This is a genomic window from Acinetobacter sp. YH12064, assembly GCF_013419735.1.
GTDB classification, from domain to species: domain Bacteria; phylum Pseudomonadota; class Gammaproteobacteria; order Pseudomonadales; family Moraxellaceae; genus Acinetobacter; species Acinetobacter amyesii.
Window position 1 is genome coordinate 1 of record NZ_VOZP01000014.1, and the last position, 21,760, is coordinate 21,760.

A 21,760-nucleotide genomic window follows, 5' to 3' on the forward strand; every position below is an offset into this window, starting at 1 on the left:
CTTCCCGAACTCAGAAGTGAAACCTCTTAGCGCTGATGGTAGTGTGGGGTTACCCATGTGAGAGTAAGTCATCGCCAGCTCATTATTCGAAACACCCCCTGATATTTCAGGGGGTGTTTTTTTATGCACGAAGAAAAAGGGAAAGGAAAAAGATAGAGGGGGATACGGAAATTAAGCGTTGGATATCCAACGCTATAAGTTTACATAGAACGATAAAATTATCTTAACTGACGTCGTGCATGCTTTAATGCTGTTCTTAACCCTTCTTCTAAAGTTGGATGATAGAAAGGCTTATCCAAAATTTCATGTATGCTTAGTTCTTCTGAAATCATCCAAGCTAATAAATGTGCTAAATGTTCAGCTTCTGCACAGAATAGCTCAGCTCCTAATAGTTTATGGCTGATTGTATCCACATATACTTCAGTAGCCCCTTTGTTTTTAGCAGCAACAATCGCACGACCTTGTTTTTCATAAGAAACAAAACCAATGACAAATTCTGTGTTTTTATCTTGTAGTTGCTTATAGCTTTGCCCAATGGTTGCCATTTGTGGTGTAGAAAATAAGATGCCTAGAGGTGTTAGCGTCTTGATGGGTTTAATTTGTGGAAAGTTTAAACAGTTTTGTACTGCAAACTTACCTTCATGAGCTGCTTCATGTTGGATAGGGGTACTGGTATGTGCATCGCCGACAATAAAAATAGGATAATCTGCAAGTTGCTTTGTATGTGGGTTAATTGGCAAATTTTTAATATCTTTAAATTCCGCACTTACACGTTCTAAACCTAATGTATTTAATAATGTACGTCTGCCAGTTGCAGCTAAGACATAGTCAACTTGTAGCGACTTTTGTACGTTTTCTTCAGTATAGGTTAAATGAACTAGATCGCTTTCAATAGCATAATGTTCAGGTAAAATTTCAAACTTTAGCTTTAACTCTTTACTTAATTCTTCCTGTGCGAGCTTTTGCAATATAGGGCTACTCAGTGAGCCAATTTTTCGACTACGTGCAAAAACTGTAGTGTTTACATTGAGGCGTGTTAAAGCCTGCGCTAATTCCAAAGCGATGACACCACTTCCAATAACTGCGACTGATTTAGGGAGTTGTTCTAATTCAAATATCTGATCTGATGTAATTAATTTATCGCCTAATATTTGTTTTTGTTCAGCATCTATAGCAGGAGTTGTACCTACAGCAAGGATAAATGACTTGGCTTTAAATGTTTGGTTGTTTACTTGAATGGTATTTGAATCAATAAATTCAGCTTTACCTGAAATTTTATGTTGGCTTGGCCAACTTTCAACATCTTTTAACGTGGCTCTTGTAAAACGATCACGTAAGGTTTGAACATGTTGCATGACGCTAGAGGTATCAATTTCACTTTTGACATCTAGTCCTAAATTATCTGCATGTCTTATTTCGTACATACGGTTGGCAGTAGAGATAAGTATTTTACTTGGCATACAACCAACGCGTGCACAGGTAGTATCCCAAGGCCCATCATTAATGATAAGAAGATTTTGTGTTTTTTTAATTGCTTCTTTATAGGCTGAAATGCCTGCTGTTCCTGAACCGATAATGATGATGTCGTACATTTGGATATGCTTCATTTCATGAGTTTAGATCTAATATATAAAAAAACCCTCAGTATAGAGGGTTTAATTGCATTTTTTTACACTTAAAATTTAATACCAGAAGGTAATGTTAAACTTGTACTTACAGTTCCTGCATTATTAGTAGATGAACCTTTGAATGTTATTCCATTAATAGCATGTTCAAAACTAAGACTACCACTTGTAGCTTGTTTAAATTTCAAAATATTCGTCCCTGTTAATTTAATGCTTCCAGTAAATGTCTGGCTATTTAAACTAGAGGCTTCATTCTCAACTCGAGTCCCATCGATTGTTGTGATGCTAGGTAAAATTAGTTCTTGTTCACCTGAAGCTTTCACACGATAACTTGCTGAACTTGTGGTACCTGGTGTTGAGTTTAATACGAATGAAATTGGTTCTGCAAAAGGAATATTTGGGTTATCGTTAATTAATACATTAAATCCTGATCCAGATTGAATATTGTATAAATCTCCATCGAGAGAAGAGAGATCTTTGTAAATACTGATAGCACCTGTTGTTACTTCACGTTCAATATCATCACCAGTTTCTGGATCCGTAACTATTGCTGTTGTTGTAATTTTATAGTCGCTTGTATTGCCATTTATTAAAACAAACCTTTTTTGTTGAGTTTGTTGTATTCCCCAAGACTGTTGAAATGGATAAGCAAATGCACCAGTAATTGTTACATCATGGAAATTTTTATCTCCATTTTCATTTTCAAATACGTAAATGCGAGTATTGGATTCATATTCTTCTAAGTTTGGTGTCACTTCATCATGTTGTAATTTGATGTTTTTTAGATCATTAGCTGTAATATCGAAATCCCAGTTGTCATAACCCGGTAAGATATTTTTAATATCTTCGCCAATAAAAACATAACATGCTCTATAGTCAGTTTTACTTAAATAGAAACATTTATCTCTGTAGTGATAAGTATTTTTATATGAGTTTAAGTTTATTTTTCTAATATCTAAACTTAATTGTAATGGGCCTTGTGCAAATGTATCCATTGAATGATCAATATAGCCTTTTGCTGTTGATGCATCGTTAGGATCATAATTACCGAATAAATATTGCCCTTCACGTTTTAAAATTTCTAACTGTGCTTTTGCTGTTTCAGCTGGGGTTGTTGTACCACCATTGTTATTGTTTTGATTAGAAGAATCTGTTCCTTCGTTATTAAAATATCCATCACTACCACCACCACCACAAGCAGTAAGTATCGTTGCTAAAGTAAGTACAAGTGTCCCTTGAACGAATTTCATGAAGTACCCCAAAATAGTTATTTATGTATAGAAAAAGTTATATTGCGTAAAGATACCACACATAAAAAATGGCGCAAATAGCGCCATCTTTATATTCGTCATTTTATAGTGCAGTCCCGACACTTACACCAACGGTTGGACGTACATTCATAGAATTACACCCTGTTAGCAACAACGTTGTAAATAAAACTACAAACACGAATTTAGTCATTGAGCAAACCTTGAGCCTTAGCTTGATTGAAAAGAGCTGTCGAACGAGAGCCACTACGACAAATCATCAAAATGGGTTTAGGAAGCTCATTATAATATTTGGCAAATTCTTTCACGTCTGTTTGAGAAATTTTACCGCTTTGCACAGGTTGATACACAACACTCACATGAGACTTTTCCGCAATGCCTCGTAACTGTAAAACAGTCACTTCATTGCCCGCCTCATTATCTGGTCGATTCACAATTACAGATTTAAATTTAAGTCGTTTGAGTAAACTTGAAAACTTATCTGTGGTCATTTGTCCAGAGACACTTAAATTTGCATTTAAGGGCTGACTGTTATTATCAGCAAATGTGGGTGCCGAAAAGATGCATGTTGCGATCAATAAAGCTTTTTGAATGAAAGCCTTAGTCATCCAAAAGATCCATCTGTTTTGCTAGTTGATATAGATTATTTGAACGGTTACCTGTACGGCAGAACATTAGAACAGGCTTTGGCAATTCATTAAAATGATTCGCAAAGTTACGGACATCTAGCTCAGAAATTTGACCCGCAACAACCGGTTGATGAACATAATCTAAACCAGCGGTACGAGCTGCTTCTTCAATTTGAGCACTGGTTGGTTGCTCAGGACCACCTTCCATGTCAGGGCGGTTATTGATAATCGATTTAAAGCCTTTTTCAACCACTTGCGCTACATGTTCTGGGCCGATTTGACCTGCAAAACCAACATTTTCGCTCATTGAGTCACTCCATAATTTAATTCATAGATTTATGCTTTATGATAGCATTAAGCACAAACTTGAGCAGAATGTTCTTAAATTTTTATAAGCGATTACAACCATAAAATAACGCAATGGAGCGCGTATGCACGCCTATACAGTCGAACCACTGTATGTCAAAAGCGGACAAGATGTTATAGCTGCTGACTTTTATCGTCCAAAATCTGTTGAAAAACCTGCAGTCATTCTCATGGCGCATGGTTTGGCTGCATTACGCCAATTTAAATTAGTGCAATATGCCAAGCGCTTTGTACAAGCGGGCTATGCTGTTGTGTTGTTTGATTATCGCTATTGGGGGGGCAGCACAGGGCGTCCGAGAGAGTTGGTGAATCTTAAAGCTCAACTTGAAGATTGGCGGACCATGATCGATCATTTACAGCAGCGTAAATCGATTGATTCGAGACGCATTGTATTATGGGGAACATCGCTGAGTGGTGGCTATGTACTTAGTTTGGCGGCAGAGCTTAAAAATATTAAAGCGGTGATGGTACAAGTCCCATTTGTCGACGGCGCTGAAAGTGCAAAATTGTATCCCTTACAGCAATTACCTAAAGCGTTAAAATTATCGAGTCAGGACTATATGGGGTCTAAAGTTGGGATGAGCCCAACGACTTTGCCTGTAGTCGATCCACATCGATTATGTTTTTTACAGTCTGAAGACAGTTATGCGGGCTATTTATCGATTGTCAATCCTGATTTTTATTGGAGTGGCGAAATTCCGGCTCGGGCCTTTTTTAAGTTAATTCGTTATCGTCCAATTTTGGATGTCCGTAAAATTAGCATACCAGTACTTTTTATTGCAGCCAAAGAAGATAATTTGATTTCCATTGAATCAAGCCGAGAAACTGCGACCAATATTGCACCGTATGTGCAGTATTATGAGTGGGAAATGCAACATTTTGATATTTATCATGGGCAATGGTTTGAAAAAGCCATGGCAACCCAATTAGAATTTTTACATCAACATGTTGGAGTCAGCTAAATGATCGTTGTGTGTCCTGAATGTGGTGCAAAAAACCGTGTACCTGAAGAAAAACTCGAAGTTGGACCTGCATGTGGTCAATGTCATCAAGCATTGATTCCATTGGCGCCCATCGAGTTGAATGAAAAGAACTTTGCCAACTTTATTAGCAATAGTGATTTACCTGTGCTGATCGATTTATGGGCTGAATGGTGTGGACCATGTAAGATGATGGCGCCACACTTTGCACAAGTTGCAAAATCAAATCCGAAGGTGGTTTTTGCCAAAATTGATACCGAAGCAAACCCTCGATTGAGCGGTGCATTTAATGTTCGTAGTATTCCTACACTGGTTTTGATGAATAAAACCAACGAAATTGCTAGAATAAGTGGTGCAATGCGTGCTGGTGAGTTACAACAATGGCTCAACCAGCAGTTAAATCTACCTCAATAAATGTCAGCGCCAGGAGCTAAAGTGTCAGAAACTCATGTAAAACCTGAAGGAACGCTTTCCCTACAAACCATCGCGATGCCTGCAGACACCAACTGGAGTGGTGATGTTTTCGGTGGTTGGATCGTGTCACAAATGGACTTGGCCGGTGCAATTCACGCAGAGCGTTTCAGTCAAGGACGCTGTGCAACGATTTCAATTAACCAAATGACCTTCCTCGTTCCAGTGAAAGTCGGGGATGTCATCAGTGTATATACCAAAATTTTAAAAGTGGGTAATACCTCTATCCAAATGCAGATTGAAGTTTGGGATAGTCACGACAGTTCACGTGATCCAATTCGCGTAACCGAAGGTGTATTTACATTTGTCGCTGTGGATGTGAAAGGTGCTAAGCGTCAAATTCCTGCGGATGCAAAAGCTAAATTTGCTGCAGATCAAGCTTAATTAAAGTTAGACGCAATAAAAAAGCCGCTCAATCGAGTGGCTTTTTTATGAATAGTGACCAAGAAATTAGAACATCGTGTTTGAATTGGCACTGGTTTCAGGAATGCTTTGTTGCACATCCCAATGTTCAACAATTTTGCCATTTTCAACACGGAAGATATCAATAATGGCTTCTCCACGGTCTTGCTTATTTTGCGTAGAATGCACATGTAAATAGACCAAATCACCTTCGGCAGCGGCACGTTTGATCTGGTTTTTTGCTTCAGGATTTTGTTTAAAATACTGGATGAAATAATCGACAAAAGGCGCTTTGCCATCAGGTACATGCGGATTATGTTGAATATATTGATTGCCAATATATCGGTCAGCATATGTCTTAACTTGATGTTTAAGAAAGACACCTTCATAAAAATCAATCACGATTTTCTTATTTTCTGCTGCTTGGCTGGTTTGAATATTGCTATCAGCCGCTTGATTTGAAGTCGTTGGCGTTGCAGGAATTGTGCTTTGGCAAGCAGTTAAAAACACCGCCATGCTGATGAATGAAAGGGGAATGATTTTTTTCATAAAGTGCTCAATATATTTGTGTCGTGCAAGCATATTGAGCGGAATTACGGCGTATAAATAGTAAAAAACAGTCTTGATTTTGCTGAAATTTGGTAAAGCTTATACTTACCTAAAAGTAAGTTTTATTTACATTTATTTATTTTTCAGAGCGGATTTTGCCACCCAAGCCCAAAGCATTTCACATTGAATCGGTGCTTCACCAGATTCATCGGTGACTAAGACCTGTACTAATGTTTCACCTTTTTCTGTGCTTTGCATTTGTCGTTGCTGTTCGGGTGTAAGCGTTGCGATGGCTTTCATCCCACCTTGGGTTGGACGTTTAAAATCAACTTTGAAGCTTTTAATCAGGACAATGGCACTGTCTGGGACGTTCATTGCTGTGACAAAGCCTGTGGCTGTTTCTGCGATCAGCGCCATGGCACAGGCATGTACTTGCCCGATATGGTTTTGCATCGCCTTATGATTGGCGATGCTCACCTCAACACGCTCAGGGCTGACATGTTGATATTGGATCTTAGCTGTTCCAACCATGGGCACGACACGACCAAATGCTTGACTGAGCAAACGACTCTGAAGACCTTTCGGTAATTTAGATGATGCGTTTACGATTTTATGTAGGCGGTTTGGTCGTGTCATGTCGTCCTCTATGGCAAATGTAATGCCTTAGTCTTTAAAGTTATTAAATTGAAGCGGCACACCAAACTGTTGCTCTTTTAAGAACGCCATCACTTGTTGCAAAGTGTCACGTTTCTTGTCAGTCACACGAATTTTGTCGCCTTGAATAGAAGATTGCACTTTAATGCCGCTTTCTTTAATGGCTTTATTGATTTTTTTTGCAGTATCAGAGTCAAGACCGTCTTTTAGTTTGATCACTTGAATGACATTTTTACCAGAAGCCGTCATTTTTTGTGGATCGAGTGCTTGAATGTCAACTTTACGTTTGAAGAAATGATTTTCGAGCATGGTATACACTTGCTCACATTGGAAATCGCTTTCTGTTGAGATTTTGATTTCCTTATTTTTCTCATTTAACTCAATTGAAACGTCTTGACCACGGAAGTCAAAACGCGTCGCAATTTCTTTTTGCGTGTTTTGAACTGCATGATTTACTTCAAAAACTTCTAATTCGGAAACAATATCAAAAGAAGGCATAGATTAGACCTTTACAAAGGGAAAGAATATCTGAGATGCTAGGGATGTTTTCTTCATTTGCCAAGTGTTGTTTACATCAAAAGGAGTGCGCAATGATCCGTAAACAAGAAATTACAACATTTGAGTTCCCAGAAGACTCGATTATCTGGGATGTTCGCGATGCAAGTGCTTATGCTGAAGCACATGTGAAAGGTGCGGTTAACCGACCGATCAACGCATTGTCATCAGATGCACTGACTCAGGTGTCAACGGATCAACCCATTTACATTTTATGTGGTGGTGGAAGTAAAGCTCCACGTGCAGCAGAGTTACTAGAGGGTTTTGACAGCTCACGTGAATATGTAATATTAATGGGCGGCACGCGTGCTGCTCGTGATGCCGGTCTTCCTTTGGAACAAGGGAAATGAGATCGAATCAAAAAAAGCGCCGAAAGGCGCTTTTTTTATTGCAGGTTATTTTTTTGAGGTGGAGATGACGGCATCTGACCCTGAAAATAAGGCTTCTTAGTTTTTTGTTTGGCTTTGGCGCGTCGTATAAAACGTGCTGCATGAATTTTATCGAGTAGCTGTGTTGGAATAGGGCAGGCTTCTTTTAAGACCAGCGCGGCAATGATTTCACTACAGAGCGGTGCATACAGGAAACCTTTGGAACCGAGTCCACTACAGCTATAAATGTGCTGATCTTCATGGACTGCACCAATTACTGGGAAAAAGTCTTTTGTCTGTGCGCGAATTGCGGCACGTCCTTGCCATTGCTCAATCGGTGCTAAGGTTTTGGCAAAGTCAGGGAACACACTGTGGATAAGTTCATAGTTATGCACATGATCTTCTGTGAGAACGTCGGTGTCATCACGGCCGGGATAAAATGACGCGCCCATAATCATCTGTTCGGCATCTAGTTGCATACAATAGCCCCCATAACTATAGGCGGTATGCATATCCATTTGTTGAGCGGGATTGTTCAACCAACTGACTTGTCCACGAATGGCACGCAGTTCTGGATAATCTGTTTGTAGCTGCATGCTCTCACGTGCAGCACAGAGAATGACATGCTCGGCAGATGGAAGCTGCTGATCCTGTGTAAATAGCGCAACGCCATTTTGTTGCTGCTCAATGCGTTGAATATCTGCTTGTAACAACTCAATGTGTGAATGCGCCAAGATTTGGTCACGAAGCTGATGTGGACTGACTGCGCCTGCTTGTTTGAGGAGCAAGGTTGGATATGTTGAGGCTAATTGATTTAGCGTGCCTTCTTCAGCAGCTAATACCTCTGAAGGATAAGCTTGAGCTAAATCAAGGTGCTCTGCTTTATTTTTTAAAATAGATTGGTGAATCTGTAAGGGACGAAATGCCTTGAAGTTTTGATAATGCTTGAGCGCATATAACCAACTCAGGGTCATCAGATGCTCAGCACTTTGTTCAATTGGACAGAGTTTAGGGTTGAGTAGGGCAAGAGGATTACCCGATCCACCGCTGAGTGGTGCTGATTTCTCGTAAATACGCACTTGATGCCCGCGTTGAGCAAATGCCCAAGCACAGCTTAAACCGGCGATGCCAGCGCCAATAATCGCGATTTGACGGGGCTTATGACCTACAGTGATTTCAGAATTTTTTTTTTCGTCTAAAGTGGGTATGTCAGCAACTACGGATTGATCATCTAACTTTTCAGGTGCGAGCCAAAAAGCTTTGAGCATTTCACGCTTATGAGCAAAGCCACGAGGTCGTGTAATGGTAATACCATGCTCACGTAAGCCGCGTTTCAGTACACCTGCCACACTAAATGAGGAGAAGGTCGTCCCAATGTCTGATAGACGCACGATATTTTTGAGTACGTTTTCTTCCCACATGTCAGGATTACAGGCGGGTGCAAAACCGTCCAAGAACCATGCATTGACCGTAGCAGTTTTTGCCATGACGGGAAAAACGTCGTGTGCATCGCCTAACCAAAGATCAATTGAAAAACGTTCTTCTGGAAAATTGAGTCGATGACATCCCGCAATAGGTTCAGGATATTGCGCAATCAGTTGTTGTGCCAAAGGTTGTAATTCAGGCCATGCATTTAATGCACGAATGAGGTCTACTTTAGATAAAGGGAATTTTTCTACAGAAATGGCATGCAGATGACTGTGATTATCTGGACGAACCTGTTGCCATAATTGCCACAAGGCCAAAATATTTAAGCCTGTACCAAAACCTGTTTCGCCGACACTGAAATATTCAAAATCAGTCAGTGCCGCAAGGCGAGTGTCGAGGTCATTCCCTTTTAAAAACACATGACGTGTTTCGAGGAGGCCGTTATCCTTCGAAAAATACACATCACCAAACTGTTTAGACACTGGAATATCAATGCCATCGATCATTTGCCAATCGAGATCGGCAGTCTGAATTGCACCTGACAAAACTCAAGCAACCTTTAAATTGAAGTAGAAAAACGAATTACCATTGACGACGACGTTTGGTATAGACGTAACTGGCCAACAAGAAACCTAAAATCACGCCAACACCAAGTGTGGTCCCGCCATATAAAAACATCTGCGCGCTACGTTCACTTTGTAGCACTTGTACTTGTACGCCCAAGCTATCATTTTTAAGTTGTAATTCTTGGTTTTGCGCCAAGGCTTCAAGGTTAGCTTTTTCTAACTGTTGTAAGCGTACAGATTGGTCTTTGACCATCGCTTTGACTTTGGCATCTTGTAGCGCTTTATTTTTTGCCAATTGCTCAATGGTCAATGGATTTGCATCTTGAGGTTGACCATTAGGATTGACGGTTGCCGCCACTTTAATGATGCCCGGTTTATTGGCAGGAATGGTATGCGGCACAGGATTTGGAGGAGGTGTTGCAGTCGTTGCTTGAGCAGCAGGGGCTACAGCAGGTGCAGGAGCCGGTTCTTCAGCCCATGCAGTTGAACAAATTAAAGATAAGCCCAGTAAACTAGAAACAACGACGCGCATGAACCTTATCCTTTAGGAAATGCTTTGTTAAATGGTTTGACATCAATTTGGCCATAAACCCCTTCTTTGAGGAAAGGTTCATCTGCCAACCATTGGTCTAGGGCTTCACGACTATCAAAATCGACAATGATCGTACTGCCATAAAAACCAGCTTGCGGGTTTGCCGGATCTTTAGGCATTGCACCTGCAACAATCAGACGACCTTCATCATCAAGTTTTTGTAGACGTTCAAGATGTTGAGGACGAACCGCAAGGCGCTTTTCCACTGTACCTTCATTATCTGTACAGCTTACGACGAATAATGGCATGACTTTTCCTGATTTTTGACCGAATGGATTATTCTGAGGTCTTAAAGTATTTACGTAATACAATAAACTGAATAATGATAAAGGAAAACATCACGATCATGTCACCAAAAGCAGTGAATTCACCCCAATATTTTCCGTCTGCAAACAAATAAGCGAAAAAGGTGTGTAAACATGACATCACCACGAACATTGCAGCCCAAGCATAGTTCAATCGTTTCCAACCGACAGCGGTTAAATTTAAGACTGGACCAAATAAACGTTCGATGAGTGGTTTCTTATCTTTACTAAATAGTGGAGAAAGTAAAAATGCCCCTGCGAACACTAAGTTCAGTAAAACGGCTTTTAAACGAATATAAAAATCATCGCTTAGCATCAGGGTAATACCACCAAAAATCACGGTCATGAACAACACAATCCATTGTTGTTTATCTAGACGGAATTTTTGCATGACAAACAATGCACCATAAACCACAAGCATGGAAATGATGAGACCTGATGTTGCCACAAGAATGTTATTGTTATCGACACCCCCAGCAGAACCAATTAATTGTAATAATGGGTGCTGCGTATCTTTTGGATCTACAGTTTTATATAAATAAAAGAAAATAATGAGTGGCACAAAGTCTAAAAGTGCTTTCATGTTAGAGTATCTAAATCTGATCAAATAAATGACATAGTATAGAGATGCAAGGCGTAGATTTACATACACACAGTAATATTTCTGATGGTACTTTGTCACCAGAGGCTCTGGTGCAGGCTGCAAGTGCTATTGGAATTCATACGCTGGCTTTGACTGATCACGATACGATGGACGGATTGTTGGCTGCAGAGCAGGTTGCGCATGAATTAAAGCTGCAATTAATCTCTGGTGTGGAGATTTCTAGCCAGTGGTCGAGACCTGCGACCAAAAAAAGTTATGGTGTGCATATCGTCGCTTTAAATATGCAAAATCCTGCGCCCTTACAAGCCTTATTAATGGATCAAAAGCGTATTCGAGCGGAACGTGCTCGGCAGATTTGTGACTTACTGATACCGTTAATTGGTCAAGATATTTATAGCGATGTGATTGCCAAGGTCGAACATATTCCAGATCGGGTAACACGTACCCATATTGCCAAAACTTTGGTGGAAAAGGGGGTAGTTTCACGTCCACAACAAGCTTTTGATAAATATATTAAAGAAGGCAAAAAAGCCTTTGTAAAATTTGAAGGTCCGAGTCTTGCTGAAACCATTGAGGTGATTCATGCCAGTGGTGGCTTTGCGGTGTTGGCGCATCCAACGCGATATGATTTATCTGCGACCAATATTCGTTATTTGATTGAAATCTTTGCTGAAGCGGGTGGTGATGCCGTGGAGTTACCACCGGCAATTGAGCCATTATCGACTCGTCAAATGGTAGATCGTATGATTGCTGCCTTTAACTTAAAAGTTTCTGTTGGCAGTGATTTTCATGGTGACAATATGCCGTGGATTAAACTCGGCAATATCCCTCGAGTGAAAGAGGGGCAAGTTGGAATCTGGGAGAGCTTTGCTTAAATGCTCTCACTTACATATTTTCGATGTACAAAAAAGTGTACGCAAAGCTATGTAAGCGAGGGTTTAGACCCATTGATCAATTACAGTAAATTATGATCTTTGGCTTGAATCGGTGGTGGGGTGGGTTTTCCTAAAGTCCCAAGTAATTCAATTTCAATAGTACGCACCATCGAGTCCAAAGGAAGGTCATTGCTTTGTGTACCGAAGGGCTCTTCAATCTCTGAACTTAGTGCATCTAAGCCTAAAAAGGTATAGGCCAAAATCCCCACCAAAAGGGGGGTCGCAAGACCTAAAGTAGAACCCAAGCTAAAGGGTAAGACAAAACAGAAAAAATAAACGGTTCGATTCAGCAAGACCGAATAAGCAAACGGTAATGGCGTAGTGGCAATACGGTCACAGCCGGTTTGTACGGTACTGAGTTCCATCACATGCTGATTCATCTGGGTATAAATAATATCTGAAATTTCACCATCTTTGAGCGCCTGCATCAGCTCCCATTGAATCAAACTCAATGTGTACTGCGGGGCATTGGCCTGTTGGTATAACTGGGTGATGGCATTCGCACTCATGCCGCTGGTTTCAACCAGTTCAGTGGGATTGGCGGTTTGATGGCGGAGTCGGTCACGTAAAACGTTGGCAAAGACGATCACATGTTGAATCACACGTTCACGACGACCTTGACTGAGTAAACGGCAGTCACGGTCAAAATGTCGCGCGTTGGCAATCAAAATGCCCCATAAACGCCGAGCTTCCCACCAACGGTCATAGCAGGCTGAGTTTTTAAAGCCTAAGAAAATCGACAGCACAACACCGATTAGGGTAAAGCCGACCAAAGGAAATTCGGTAAAATGGAAGATATCGACATAGGATAAGCCGCCCACAATGGCAGACAGCAACATAACGATCCCGAGCGGCGGTAAAACCTTAGGTAAAATCGTTCCTCGCCAAGAAAATAGCAGTTTAAAAATACTCGGTTGGTCACGGACGATCATGTTCGAATGATAATTTCTAGTTTTAAAAAATTATGATGATCTTCGGGTTTGCTCAAGCACTTGTCAATAACTGTTTCATGCAGATGAGTGTGCTTGGAGCAAGCCATGTTCAGCAAAGGAAAAACTCCCTTCTGTTGAGATAATGCAATGATCGATCAGTCGAATTTCCACCAGCTGACAAGCCTGCTGAATGAGTCGAGTCAATTCCAGATCGGCAGCAGAGGGTTCTGCACGACCGAAAGGATGATTATGTGCAATGACAATACTGCTGGCGTGTTCAGAAATGGCATAACGCAGCAGTTGATTGATGGAAATTTCACAGGTATTGAGGCTGCCATAAAAAAGTTTTTTAAAGTTTATTTTTCTTAAATGCGCATCTAGACAGAGCACGCCAAAGACTTCTTGACGTTCCGCTAAAAATTCAAAGCGAAGAAAATTTTGTAATTGTTCAGAGTGTTGCAAGTGCAAGGCTTCATTTTGAAAATGTTGACTCACATAGCGTTTACCGAGTTCTTTTACCGCCATGAGCTGCGCATATTTACTGTTTCCGATGCCATGAAACTGACGCAAATCCTCAAGTGACGCATTCATTAGCGCTTGCAACTGACCAAAATGTTGGATCAGGAGTCGTGCGAGTTCGACAGCAGAGTGCTGCTGGGAACCAGAGCGTAGGAAAATAGCCAGTAGCTCAGCATCGGATAAACTTTGTGCGCCTTGTTGAATCAGGCGCTCACGTGGGCGCTCTTGTTCAGGCCAATTTTTAATTGAATTATTCATTATTCTTAGACTTTTTTATTATCAGTCAATCGGCTTTTTCACAGCAGATTGTTGGGTCAGTGCATATTTAATGCTATTGTGAGCGCCACTGCAACAGATAGGTAGCCTGTTCGTGAGCTTTGATTTAAGTGTAATGCCCACAAAAAATATTCTTTTAGGTGTCACTGGTGGTATCGCAGCCTATAAAAGTGCCATTCTTGTCCGTCGATTAAAAGATGCCGGATTTGATGTGCGCGTGGTGATGACTCAAGGTGCGCAAGCCTTTGTGACCCCGTTAACGTTTCAGGCGCTTTCAGGCAACCCTGTGCATACCGAATTACTCAATCCCGAAGCAGAAGCGGGCATGGGGCATATTGAATTGGCACGTTGGGCTGATTTGGTATTGGTTGCTCCTGCAAGTTGCGACACGCTGGCAAAATTTGCGGCGGGTTTAGCAGATGACCTTCTTTCTACACTTTATCTTGCAACAAAAGCACCCGTTTGGGTTGCCCCTGCGATGAATCAGCAAATGTGGGCAGCCAAAGCGACACAGCGTAATTTAAATACACTGGTTGAAGATGGCGTACATGTGATCATGCCCGATGCCGGTTCTCAAGCCTGTGGTGATGTGGGCTTAGGGCGTATGCCTGAGCCAGAAGATTTAGCGAATCAAGTGACGGCCTATTTTCATCAAGCACAGCGAGCTATTGCTGAAAAATTTGGCATGCTTGCAGGCAAACATGTGGCGATTACAGCCGGTCCAACACGTGAGTCGATAGATCCTGTACGTTATATTTCCAACCACAGCACAGGTAAAATGGGTTTCGCACTGGCAGCGGCTTGTTATGCAGCTGGGGCTAAAGTAACGCTGATCGCAGGACCCGTAAGTTTAGATACACCAAATGGTGTACGACGGATTAATGTGCAGTCTGCAATTAAAATGTTAGAGACCAGTCTGCAAATGTTAGATGAAGGCTGTGATATTTTTATCGCAACAGCAGCTGTTGCGGATTATCGCGTGGCAGAAGTTGCAGAGCATAAAATCAAAAAAGCTGGTGATGAACTCAATGTGGCATTAATTAAAAACCCAGATATCGTTGCAACGATTGCGCAGCAGTCAAAACGTCCATTTATGGTGGGATTTGCCGCCGAGACACGCAATGTCGAAGAGTATGCTGCAGGCAAACTTGTGGCGAAAAAACTCGATATGATTGCGTGCAATGATGTCTCACGTAAAGACATTGGCTTTGCTTCAGACGAAAATGCCATGACCGTGTTCTTCGCCGATCAATATCAAATGGAAAAGCGTGATTTAGAGAAGGCGTCAAAACAAGAAATTGCACAGCAATTGGTGGAAGCCATACATGATGCGCTACATCATGAGCCTGAAATGGACGATGAATAATTTCAGTTGATTCCTTAAAAATCCCCGCAATGTTCGGGGATTTTTTATGGCGCCTTTACGATGTTTTATTTCAGGATTTATATTGAAAATTCACAATGGAATCGTTTTCATGTTGAAAATATGAAGGTTAGGAAACTACTACCAAAATGGTCATTTTCAACAAAAATATGTCAGCAAGAGACCAAGGCTGTCAGTGTTTTAAAACAGCAAAAATGCAATTTAAGTGATTGATATCAAAATTAAATATAAAATTGAGAAATCTTGATAATTTGGCTTGTACTGTGTGTTTTATTGGCTATTATGAAGCAAACAATGAGGAATGTTTGGATCGCAATCTGTGATCGGTCTGACTTTTTCATCAAGAATAAATGCATCATGGGGGATGCAATATGTTTCGATGGCTCACCATTTTTTTACTGTTGAGTTTGGCTGGTTGTAGTTATTTTGTCTCGACAGATGAATTATCTCGGCAGATTGAGCAGCAGATGCAGCACGAGTTTGATCAGAATCCAGATTATCGGCAGTACCATTTACGGATTCAAAATATAAAAGTATTAGAGCGTAAGGGATTAAGCTTTAAGGCTCAGGCGACGTTGCAATACGATGGTCAGCCTTACACTGTTTTGGTTGAGATTTACAAAGATTTGCAAGGCTATGCATGGAAAATAGATGAAGAACAATTTGCCTTCATTGACGAAGCTGAAATTGCAAAATATCAGGCGCAGTTAGATCAAGAGTTGAATCATTTGGTTGAAGAATTGGAACAACCAACCGAGGAAATTGAACTTGTTAAATCGACGCCTGAGAGTTACGTGGGTTTGCGTGAGGAAGAAGATCCATCCGATTATCAATGGACTGGCTATGATGATGAACCTTTTCCCAAAGGGAACGTTACGGTCAATAGTCATTGAGCAATGATGTGACTGTTTAGATGATTTAGCTGAGTTGTGACGATGTTGCTAAACACGTACTTTGTGAGACATGAAAATAAAAAAGCCCGCAAAATAGTGGGCTTTTACTTTTAGAAGATTAATCTTCTAAAACGACTTTAGGATGATCACGTAAATAGTCTTCTGTACGTTGCATTGCATCCTTAATATTTTGGATGGCATTTTCCACATCGGCAAAGGTTTTGGCATTGCCACCACTTAAAGCCTGACGCCATTTTCGAGCACCCGGTAGGTTTTGGAATAAACCTAAAATATGACGGGTAATGATAGAAAGTGGCGCACCTTCTTCCATGCGTTTCGCAATATATGGCAGCATCTGATCGATAATATCGAAACGGTTAGGTAATTCGAGATCCCAAAGCTGACCGATCTCAGCCAATAAGTAGGGGTTGTGATAAGCCTCACGACCAATCATCACGCCATCAACATGTTGTAAATGTTGCTGTGTTTCAGCAAAGGTTTTCACCCCGCCATTAATTTCGATCAATAAATTTGGACGTTCTTGTTTCAGACGATAAACATCTTCATAACGTAAAGGTGGCACATCACGGTTTTCTTTTGGCGACAAACCTTGCAGCAGGGCAATACGAGCATGCACGATAAAATTGTTACAGCCAGTCTTTGCAACCGTATCAACAAAATGCAGCATTTCTTCATAAGACTGCATGTCATCAATCCCGATGCGGTGTTTCACGGTCACTGGAATATCAACAGCATTTCGCATTTCAGTAATACATTCTGCAACCAAATCAGGCTCTGCCATCAAGCATGCGCCAATTTTATTGTTCTGAACGCGGTCACTCGGACAGCCGACATTGAGGTTCACTTCATCATAGCCCCAGTCCTGTGCCATCTTGGTACAAGTTGCTAAATCTTTAGGATTTGAACCGCCAAGCTGTAACACAATCGGGTGTTCTTCGTTGTTATAGTCCAAATGACGATTCGCACCACCAAATAAAATCGCACCTGTGGTGACCATCTCGGTGTAGAGAATCACATTAGGGTTAAACAAACGTGCAAAGAAACGATAGTCACGAGTCGTCCAATCCATCATTGGCGCAACACTGATTCGTGGTTGAAGTTTATTTTCAATGGGTTGGAGATCAGTCATTAAAAAAACACGCCTTAAAAGAACAAGATGGAAGAACGAAATGGAAAATGGTGAAAAAATTACAAAAGCAGTCCGAAATACGATGAAAAAAACCGCATTTCAAGACGCGCGCAATATTAGCATAAATTGTGGTTTGGGACATGGTCTTGCTAGCGTGACGAATTCAAGGTCAGGCTAGAAAGAGTCGGAAGTGTTGCTTAAGTAATTTAAATTTTTATGTGATTAATCTATAATTTTATAAACTTTATTGTATGGTTTCTCAGCAGATTTAACTGCCTGCCTTTATGTCTTTATTTTCCCAATATCTATTGCAACGCCAGTTTTGTATCTCGTTTGAATATCTAACGACGCAAAAACCGCATTGTGTCCCAACGACATTTGCAGGCTTTCCTGTGTGCATGACATTGGCTGACCGAGTACAAAGTGACACGGATATTGCTCCTTTAGAAGCAATGCAAGACTACCCTCAAAGCATTGAAAAAATTCTGCATTATTCGGGGAAAGGTCGAGATATCTCAGATTTTCAAACTTTTCTGAAAGATGCTCAGCAGCACGGGGTAGAGAATTTACTTTTGCTCAGTGGTGATAAACTCAAGCAGCATCAGGATGGGGCAAATGATCCGACTCTACGGAGCCGTTATTTAGAGTCTGTCAATCAAGTCATGGCAGCCAAAGACTATGGCGGGTTTTATTTAGGGGTAGCATTTAATCCTTTTAAATATGCAGAAGCAGAAAAGGATGCGCAGTATTTTAAACTGAATAAAAAAATTCAAGCTGGCGCTGACTATGTGATTACACAGTTGGGCTTTGACATGGATGTGTTGATTAGTTACCAACGCTACATGCAGCAATATTATCCACGTATACCTGTATTGGCTTGTGTCATGCCGCTGACATTTGCCCGTGCCCGTTTTATGGCCAAGCAAAAAGTTGCAGGCATCGTGCTTTCAGCAGATGTATTAAATTTTTTGCAACAAGAACAGCAAACTGATGTCATACAAGCTGAACAAAATGTCTATGACCGCTGTGCCTTACAAATTTTAATGTGTCAGCAATTGGGCTATGCAGGGGTTCATTTGTCGGCTTGCCATAAACCAGAAGAACAAGAGAAGTTGCAAAAAGCAATTCTGCAATTTGCCACATTAACGTTTGAACAATGTTTAGCAAAATGGAAAATGCTTTGGCGCTCTAGTGTTGAGGTGAACTTCCAACCGACGGGCGCAAATAACCATAAGGCTCCAGTTGAACAGGTTTTGAAATATAAAAGTATGCATGTCATGCATGAGTTATTTTTTAGTTCAAAACTGGCCAAAGGGGCGGGATCTTATATTTTTTCGGCCAAATTATGGCAAAAACCGAAAGCTGATGCGGCCTTGCTGAAAACAGAATTTATCAGTAAACATGGCATCGTGGGCTGTGAAAGTTGCGGACAATGTCGTTTAGGTGAAACCTTATATATTTGTCCTGAAACCTGTCCCAAAGGATTAGCCAATGGACCTTGTGGTGGTTCCAACCTTGACCGCTGTGAGTTTGAAGACCGTGAGTGTATACACTCGGTCAAAGCGCGGTTGGCGAAAGCCGTCGGTCAAGAAAAAATGCTGAAGCAAGAGCTCATCCCTACCGTTGCAATTGAAACTCGGCACAGTAGTTCTTGGAAAAACTGGTTCGTTCCACCGACATCGCCACCAACAGAACATTAATTCACTTAAAGCATTATTCAGTCTGAAACATTCATAAAGGTGAATCTTTCAAGCGCTAATCATTCTAAAAATCAGACGAATAGTCGTATAAAAAAATGAAAAAGATGAAAGAAACAATTAAGATCAACAGCAGATGAAAATCAAAAATTAAAAATAGAAATGTGAAGAATTTGGGGAATACCACATGATGAAAAAGACCTGCTTAGGAATAGCTTTAGTTTTCACATTGTCAGGCACAACAGGCTGTTCTGTTGTTATGGCAAGCAAGCAGTCAAACAAGAAAAATACCGAAATGATTCAACAAGGGCTGTCTCGTAACTTGGTGATTGCTGAATTTGGCGCACCGATCACCTCTGAATATAAAAATGGCAAACGCTATGAAATTTATACTTTTACCCAAGGTTATTCGACTGCCAGTAAAGTCGGACGTGCGTTTTGGCATGGTGCAGCAGATGTGGCGACCGTGGGGTTATGGGAACTTTTAGGAACACCTGCCGAATCCGTTTTTAATGGAAAGAAAATGTCTTATGAATTGATTTTTGATGAAAATGATCTGTTAGAACGTTATACCTATCTCACACAAGATGAAACCAAATAGTTGAATACAGAGATATTTTGATTGCATGCCGGTAAACAATTGCGCTAAGTTCAAATGGTAGAAAAATAAACGAATTATCCATTGGAATTTAGCAGGCATGATGCTACTTGAAGAAATATTCAAAAGTAAAAAGTCGGAACATACCGACCAATTTAATTTACGCATTCATCGAGGTTTAAGTTGGCTGAAAAAGTCGATTGATCTTCAAGATGACCTCGATTTGCAATTTATCAGTTTGTGGGTGTCCTTCAACGCAATATATGCGCAAGACTTACAGATTGCGCAGGACAAGCAAAGCTTAAGGCAGTTTTTATATCTGATTTGCCAAAAGGATGCAGAGCATAAAATCTATAATATTTTATGGGAACGTTTTAGTCAGCCGATACGGTTGTTTTTGGATAATCCCTATGTTTATCAAGGTTTTTGGGATTATCAAAATCGAAAAATTAGCCATGACGTATGCAAAGAGGGCTTGGCGCATGAAAAACAGAAAGTACTACGCGCGCTTAAAGAAAAAGATTCCGTTGATATTTTAATGGTGCTGTTCAATCGCATGTATACGCTACGCAATCAAATGGTTCATGGCGGCGCGACCTATAAAAGTTCGGTCAATCGGAAACAACTTCAAGATGGCTGCACAATACTGTTGGCACTCTTACCGGTGTTTATGGTGATTCTTTTAGAAAATGCAGAAACCTTGGATTTAGGCAAACCCTTTTATCCCGTAGTGCAGGTTAGTTAATTTTAAAAAAACTAAAGTCACAGTAATGTGGCTTTAGAGTAATGATCCATACATTTCATTGTGGATATTTTAGTTGACGCGCAGTATAGAGTTGATCGATCAAGACAAAAAATCCAGCAACAATGACTAAGGCAATCCCTGTCATGCAGGTGGTGGTCCAGCCGCCATGATGCCATGCAAATACGCCCAAAGCTGAGCCACATGCACCACCGACAAAATAAAAAGTCATGTAAATTGAATTAATTCGAGATCGTGCAATCGGGTTGAGTTGGAAAATAATATTTTGATTACAGCTATGCACCATTGCCAAACCGAGGTTAATTAAACCATAGCCCAAAATATAAAAAGCAAGAGATGATCCACCCAAATATAGCACTCCCCAACTGAGGGCTAAGATGCTGCAACCGAGCCAAGTTAATTTTCTATTGAAACCCAAATCCGCCCAACGCCCGATCCACTGTGTTGATAGGGCACCAAACACACCAACTAACGTTACAACACCGACCCAAACATCGGCTAATTGAAAAGGTGGCTCAGTCAGTAACATGGCAATGGTGGAAAACAGCATACTCATCGCAGCAAAGACACAGCCCCCAATCAGAGATCGGAAAATTAACCGTGGCTCATGTTTGAGTAATGCGCCCATGGATTGGAAAACTTGGCTGTAGGGCATCCGTGTGATGCTAACCACAGGCAGACGCTTTTTGAGTAAGACGGCTAATACCAACATCAAGAGAGCACTGAGGATGTAAATCGATTTCCAATGAAACAGATAGGACAATAAGCCAGAGAGACTGGTTGATAACAGAATGCCGACCAATAACCCACTCATTAAAAAGCCAACAACTGCCCCAATTTTTTCAGGTCGAATCGCAACCGTGACCAAAGGGATGAGGACCTGAGCAGCCACTGAAAATAGCCCGGTGATAATGGTTCCTGCCCAAAGCATGTATAGATTGGTTGAAAAAGCACAGAGGGCTAAACCCACAGTCGCTCCAAGCATGAGCAGAGGAATAAATTTGGCTTTATTCACAATATCGCCAATCGGCACAATAAACAGTAGACCCAAAGCATAAGAAATTTGCGCAAAGGTGACGGTTAACGCCACTTCTGATTGTGGAATCTGAAAGCTCTGTTGGATAGAAGCGACTAAAGGTTGGCAATAATAATTGGCACCCGCACATAAACCACATGCAGCAGCCATAAGCCACAACAGGGTTTTATCATGGCTAATGTCGATCGAGGCTTTCATAAATTGTCCAGATATTG

Annotated in this window: 25 protein-coding genes; 10 read left to right on the top strand and 15 right to left on the bottom strand. The window is 40.9% G+C overall.

Going from position 1 to position 21,760, the window contains the following annotated elements:
* Positions 1–218: 218 nt before the first annotated feature.
* The 4 genes from FTU13_RS13655 to FTU13_RS13670 all read right to left on the bottom strand — a co-directional run bounded on the left by FTU13_RS13655 (position 219) and on the right by FTU13_RS13670 (position 3,829).
* Complete coding sequence (locus FTU13_RS13655; protein ID WP_180128663.1) at positions 219–1,592, bottom strand: dihydrolipoyl dehydrogenase; 1,374 nt, start codon at positions 1,590–1,592, stop codon at positions 219–221.
* A gap of 83 nt (positions 1,593–1,675) precedes the next feature.
* Positions 1,676–2,875, bottom strand: a complete 1,200-nt coding sequence (locus FTU13_RS13660; protein ID WP_180128658.1) for a hypothetical protein — start codon at positions 2,873–2,875, stop codon at positions 1,676–1,678.
* 203 nt (positions 2,876–3,078) lie between these two features.
* A complete protein-coding gene (locus FTU13_RS13665) occupies positions 3,079–3,501 on the bottom strand; it encodes a beta-lactamase hydrolase domain-containing protein (protein WP_180128656.1) in 423 nt (140 codons plus the stop codon).
* Complete coding sequence (locus tag FTU13_RS13670) at positions 3,494–3,829, bottom strand: TIGR01244 family sulfur transferase (protein WP_111885430.1); 336 nt, start codon at positions 3,827–3,829, stop codon at positions 3,494–3,496. Before FTU13_RS13670 ends, FTU13_RS13665 begins: the two co-directional genes overlap by 8 nt.
* Before the next feature lie 124 nt (positions 3,830–3,953).
* Here FTU13_RS13670 and FTU13_RS13675 point away from each other — a divergent pair, with 124 nt between their 5' ends.
* Genes FTU13_RS13675 through FTU13_RS13685 form a run of 3 tightly spaced genes read left to right on the top strand, consistent with a single transcriptional unit; the run spans position 3,954 to position 5,723 of the window.
* The gene (locus tag FTU13_RS13675) at positions 3,954–4,850 is read left to right on the top strand and encodes an alpha/beta hydrolase (protein ID WP_180128655.1); all 897 of its coding nucleotides are present in this window, start codon (positions 3,954–3,956) and stop codon (positions 4,848–4,850) included.
* Positions 4,851–5,282 carry a thioredoxin TrxC gene (gene trxC / locus FTU13_RS13680; protein WP_078191319.1) on the top strand — a complete coding sequence of 144 codons (432 nt, stop codon included), beginning with the start codon at positions 4,851–4,853 and terminating at the stop codon, positions 5,280–5,282.
* A 21-nt stretch (positions 5,283–5,303) separates the two neighbouring features.
* Complete coding sequence (locus tag FTU13_RS13685) at positions 5,304–5,723, top strand: acyl-CoA thioesterase (protein ID WP_078191328.1); 420 nt, start codon at positions 5,304–5,306, stop codon at positions 5,721–5,723.
* 66 nt (positions 5,724–5,789) lie between these two features.
* Here FTU13_RS13685 and FTU13_RS13690 read toward each other — a convergent pair whose 3' ends face one another.
* The 3 genes from FTU13_RS13690 to FTU13_RS13700 form a co-directional block, all read right to left on the bottom strand.
* Positions 5,790–6,290 carry an ester cyclase gene (locus FTU13_RS13690; protein ID WP_180035982.1) on the bottom strand — a complete coding sequence of 167 codons (501 nt, stop codon included), beginning with the start codon at positions 6,288–6,290 and terminating at the stop codon, positions 5,790–5,792.
* A gap of 132 nt (positions 6,291–6,422) precedes the next feature.
* Positions 6,423–6,926, bottom strand: coding sequence for a DUF4442 domain-containing protein (locus FTU13_RS13695; protein ID WP_180128654.1), 504 nt, complete (start codon positions 6,924–6,926; stop codon positions 6,423–6,425).
* 27 nt (positions 6,927–6,953) lie between these two features.
* Complete coding sequence (locus tag FTU13_RS13700) at positions 6,954–7,442, bottom strand: YajQ family cyclic di-GMP-binding protein (RefSeq protein WP_078194203.1); 489 nt, start codon at positions 7,440–7,442, stop codon at positions 6,954–6,956.
* 92 nt (positions 7,443–7,534) lie between these two features.
* Between FTU13_RS13700 and FTU13_RS13705 the strand changes: the two genes are divergently transcribed.
* Positions 7,535–7,849: a rhodanese-like domain-containing protein gene (locus FTU13_RS13705; protein WP_078194202.1), complete on the top strand. Its 315-nt coding sequence runs from the start codon at positions 7,535–7,537 to the stop codon at positions 7,847–7,849.
* A gap of 35 nt (positions 7,850–7,884) precedes the next feature.
* On the opposite strand, the gene mnmC is transcribed toward FTU13_RS13705, so the two are convergent.
* Genes mnmC through FTU13_RS13725 form a run of 4 tightly spaced genes read right to left on the bottom strand, consistent with a single transcriptional unit; the run spans position 7,885 to position 11,341 of the window.
* Positions 7,885–9,840, bottom strand: a complete 1,956-nt coding sequence (gene mnmC / locus FTU13_RS13710) for an FAD-dependent 5-carboxymethylaminomethyl-2-thiouridine(34) oxidoreductase MnmC (RefSeq protein WP_180128652.1) — start codon at positions 9,838–9,840, stop codon at positions 7,885–7,887.
* A gap of 37 nt (positions 9,841–9,877) precedes the next feature.
* Positions 9,878–10,393 (bottom strand): hypothetical protein, encoded by a 516-nt coding sequence (locus FTU13_RS13715; protein WP_078191313.1) that lies wholly within the window; start codon positions 10,391–10,393, stop codon positions 9,878–9,880.
* A gap of 5 nt (positions 10,394–10,398) precedes the next feature.
* Complete coding sequence (locus FTU13_RS13720) at positions 10,399–10,701, bottom strand: YciI family protein (protein WP_078191312.1); 303 nt, start codon at positions 10,699–10,701, stop codon at positions 10,399–10,401.
* Between the two features lie 28 nt (positions 10,702–10,729).
* Complete coding sequence (locus FTU13_RS13725) at positions 10,730–11,341, bottom strand: inner membrane-spanning protein YciB (RefSeq protein WP_078191311.1); 612 nt, start codon at positions 11,339–11,341, stop codon at positions 10,730–10,732.
* 44 nt (positions 11,342–11,385) lie between these two features.
* On the opposite strand from FTU13_RS13725, the gene FTU13_RS13730 reads away from it, so the two are divergent.
* Positions 11,386–12,237, top strand: a complete 852-nt coding sequence (locus FTU13_RS13730) for a PHP domain-containing protein (protein WP_180128651.1) — start codon at positions 11,386–11,388, stop codon at positions 12,235–12,237.
* Positions 12,238–12,317: 80 nt separating this feature from the next.
* Here the strand turns inward: FTU13_RS13730 and FTU13_RS13735 are convergent, their stop codons facing one another.
* Positions 12,318–13,229, bottom strand: coding sequence for a bestrophin family protein (locus tag FTU13_RS13735; protein WP_078191309.1), 912 nt, complete (start codon positions 13,227–13,229; stop codon positions 12,318–12,320).
* Positions 13,230–13,304: 75 nt separating this feature from the next.
* Positions 13,305–14,006 (bottom strand): DNA repair protein RadC, encoded by a 702-nt coding sequence (radC, locus tag FTU13_RS13740; protein WP_180116424.1) that lies wholly within the window; start codon positions 14,004–14,006, stop codon positions 13,305–13,307.
* A gap of 112 nt (positions 14,007–14,118) precedes the next feature.
* On the opposite strand from radC, the gene coaBC reads away from it, so the two are divergent.
* Together coaBC and FTU13_RS13750 are read left to right on the top strand one after the other, a co-directional pair.
* Positions 14,119–15,390, top strand: a complete 1,272-nt coding sequence (coaBC, locus tag FTU13_RS13745) for a bifunctional phosphopantothenoylcysteine decarboxylase/phosphopantothenate--cysteine ligase CoaBC (protein WP_180128650.1) — start codon at positions 14,119–14,121, stop codon at positions 15,388–15,390.
* A gap of 389 nt (positions 15,391–15,779) precedes the next feature.
* Positions 15,780–16,301 carry a hypothetical protein gene (locus FTU13_RS13750; protein ID WP_180128648.1) on the top strand — a complete coding sequence of 174 codons (522 nt, stop codon included), beginning with the start codon at positions 15,780–15,782 and terminating at the stop codon, positions 16,299–16,301.
* 118 nt (positions 16,302–16,419) lie between these two features.
* On the opposite strand, the gene dusA is transcribed toward FTU13_RS13750, so the two are convergent.
* Positions 16,420–17,451, bottom strand: coding sequence for a tRNA dihydrouridine(20/20a) synthase DusA (dusA, locus tag FTU13_RS13755; RefSeq protein ID WP_180024574.1), 1,032 nt, complete (start codon positions 17,449–17,451; stop codon positions 16,420–16,422).
* Between the two features lie 284 nt (positions 17,452–17,735).
* Between dusA and FTU13_RS13760 the strand changes: the two genes are divergently transcribed.
* From FTU13_RS13760 to FTU13_RS13770, 3 genes are all read left to right on the top strand, one after another.
* Complete coding sequence (locus tag FTU13_RS13760; protein ID WP_180128647.1) at positions 17,736–19,151, top strand: methylenetetrahydrofolate reductase C-terminal domain-containing protein; 1,416 nt, start codon at positions 17,736–17,738, stop codon at positions 19,149–19,151.
* A gap of 187 nt (positions 19,152–19,338) precedes the next feature.
* Positions 19,339–19,749, top strand: a complete 411-nt coding sequence (locus tag FTU13_RS13765) for a hypothetical protein (protein WP_180128661.1) — start codon at positions 19,339–19,341, stop codon at positions 19,747–19,749.
* A gap of 97 nt (positions 19,750–19,846) precedes the next feature.
* Entirely contained in the window at positions 19,847–20,491 is a 645-nt protein-coding gene (locus FTU13_RS13770) for a HEPN domain-containing protein (RefSeq protein WP_180128645.1), read from the top strand.
* A 55-nt stretch (positions 20,492–20,546) separates the two neighbouring features.
* Here FTU13_RS13770 and FTU13_RS13775 read toward each other — a convergent pair whose 3' ends face one another.
* Complete coding sequence (locus FTU13_RS13775; RefSeq protein WP_180128644.1) at positions 20,547–21,743, bottom strand: MFS transporter; 1,197 nt, start codon at positions 21,741–21,743, stop codon at positions 20,547–20,549.
* Between the last annotated feature and the right edge of the window lie 17 nt (positions 21,744–21,760).